The organism is Flavobacterium sp. XN-5 (assembly GCF_008033395.2).
Taxonomy (GTDB): domain Bacteria; phylum Bacteroidota; class Bacteroidia; order Flavobacteriales; family Flavobacteriaceae; genus Flavobacterium; species Flavobacterium hiemivividum.
Window position 1 is genome coordinate 1,908 of the sequence record NZ_VOGZ02000016.1, and the last position, 2,741, is coordinate 4,648.

The 2,741-nt window shown below is 46.8% G+C and carries 1 tRNA gene and 1 rRNA gene; both read left to right on the forward strand.

What is annotated here, in order from left to right:
* Nucleotides 1–107 precede the first annotated feature (107 nt).
* A tRNA-Ala gene (locus FQU23_RS16040) sits at nt 108–181 on the forward strand.
* Nucleotides 182–308: 127 nt separating this feature from the next.
* Nucleotides 309–2,741 (forward strand): 23S ribosomal RNA (locus tag FQU23_RS16045); the annotation flags it as partial.

Consider the following 2,741-nt stretch of genomic DNA (forward strand, 5'->3'; position numbering starts at 1 on the left):
ATTAAACTTAAAAAAAAAAAGAAGAATCTAGAGTTAGCAATTCACAACTCATTTGGATGTAAAGTAAAGTTACTGAAAACTGAATACTGAACAGTGCCAACTGTATTGGGGGATTAGCTCAGCTGGCTAGAGCGCCTGCCTTGCACGCAGGAGGTCAACGGTTCGACTCCGTTATTCTCCACGAATTCGAAAGAATTAAAGTTCATTGACATATTGAGATAAGAAAAAATATAAAAAGTAGAAAGCATTTTACTTGTTTATCATTAGACAAGTAGAAAGAACGGTCTTAATTAAATTTAAGATTGGTACAATAAGCAAAATAAGGGCGTATGGGGGATGCCTTGGCTCTCAGAGGCGATGAAAGGCGTGATAAGCTGCGAAAAGCTACGGGGACGGGCACACACCGATTGATCCGTAGATACCTGAATGGGGCAACCCACTAGATTGAAGATCTAGTACACCGATAGGTGGGCAAACCCGCTGAACTGAAACATCTAAGTAGGCGGAGGAGAAGAAAACAAAAGTGATTCCGTAAGTAGTGGCGAGCGAACGCGGATTAGCCCAAACCAATGCTGTTACGGCAGGATTGGGGTTGTAGGACCACGACATTCAATGTAAAACGAACTAGAATCTACTGGAAAGTAGAACCAAAGAGGGTGATAGTCCTGTATAGGTAAGTGATATAATTGATAGTGGTATCCTGAGTAGGGCGGGACACGAGAAATCCTGTCTGAATTTGGCGGGACCATCCGCTAAGGCTAAATACTCCTGAGAGACCGATAGTGAACCAGTACCGTGAGGGAAAGGTGAAAAGAACCGTGAATAACGGAGTGAAATAGATCCTGAAACCATACGCTTACAAGCGGTCGGAGCCCTTTCGTGGGGTGACGGCGTGCCTTTTGCATAATGAGCCTACGAGTTAACGTTGCTGGCAAGGATAAGTGGTTAAGCCACGGATCCGTAGCGAAAGCGAGTCTGAATAGGGCGCTTTAGTCAGTAGTGTTAGACGCGAAACCGTGTGATCTACCCATGGACAGGTTGAAGCTGTGGTAACACATAGTGGAGGACCGAACCCGTTGACGTTGAAAAGTCTTGGGATGATCTGTGGGTAGGGGTGAAAGGCCAATCAAACTCGGAAATAGCTCGTACTCCCCGAAATGCATTTAGGTGCAGCGTTAGTTATAAAGTTATATAGAGGTAGAGCTACTGATTGGATGCGGGGGCTTCACCGCCTACCAATTCCTGACAAACTCCGAATGCTATATAATGTTCACTAACAGTGAGGGCTTGGGTGCTAAGGTCCAAGTCCGAGAGGGAAAGAACCCAGACCATCAGCTAAGGTCCCCAAATATATACTAAGTTGAAAGAACGAGGTTTGTCTGCATAGACAGCTAGGATGTTGGCTTGGAAGCAGCCATTCATTTAAAGAGTGCGTAACAGCTCACTAGTCGAGCGGACGAGCATGGATAATAATCGGGCATAAGTATATTACCGAAGCTATGGATTTCAATTTAATTATTGGAGTGGTAGGGGAGCATTCTAACAGGGTAGAAGGTGAGTCGTAAGGCCTGCTGGACCGGTTAGAAAAGAAAATGTAGGCATAAGTAACGATAATGCGGGCGAGAAACCCGCACACCGAAAGACTAAGGTTTCCACAGCTATGCTAATCAGCTGTGGGTTAGTCGGGACCTAAGGCGAACCCGAAAGGGACAGTCGATGGACAACGGGTTAATATTCCCGTACTACTGTTAACTGTGATGGGGTGACGGAGTGATGAAAGTGCCGCGAACTGACGGAATAGTTCGTTGAAGTACCTACCTATAAGACCCGCAGGCAAATCCACGGGTTTTGGGGAAATACGATAGTACTCGGAGACTTCGGTCAAAGAGATAGTGCACCTAAGGGCTTCCAAGAAAAACCTCTAAACTTCAGGTTAATAGTACCCGTACCGCAAACCGACACAGGTAGTCGAGATGAGAATTCTAAGGTGCTCGAGAGATTCATGGCTAAGGAATTAGGCAAAATAGACCCGTAACTTCGGGAGAAGGGTCGCCAGCAGCAATGCTGGCCGCAGTGAAGAGGTCCAGGCGACTGTTTATCAAAAACACAGGGCTCTGCAAAATCGTAAGATGAAGTATAGGGCCTGACACCTGCCCGGTGCTGGAAGGTTAAGTGGAGATGTTATCTTCGGAGAAGCATTGAAATGAAGCCCCAGTAAACGGCGGCCGTAACTATAACGGTCCTAAGGTAGCGAAATTCCTTGTCGGGTAAGTTCCGACCTGCACGAATGGTGTAACGATCTGGACACTGTCTCAGCCATGAGCTCGGTGAAATTGTAGTAGCGGTGAAGATGCCGCTTACCCGCAGTGGGACGAAAAGACCCTGTGCACCTTTACTATAGCTTAGTATTGACCTTGGACAAATGATGTGTAGGATAGGTTGGAGACTTTGAAGTGGCGTCGCTAGGCGTTGTGGAGTCATTGTTGAAATACAACCCTTTGTTTGTCTGAGGCCTAACCCCATTTTGTGGGGGACATTGCTTGGTGGGTAGTTTGACTGGGGTGGTCGCCTCCAAAAGAGTAACGGAGGCTTCTAAAGGTTCCCTCAGTACGCTTGGTAACCGTGCGTAGAGTGCAATGGCATAAGGGAGCTTGACTGAGAGACATACAGGTCGATCAGGTACGAAAGTAGAGCATAGTGATCCGGTGGTTCCGCATGGAAGGGCCATCGCTCAAAGGATA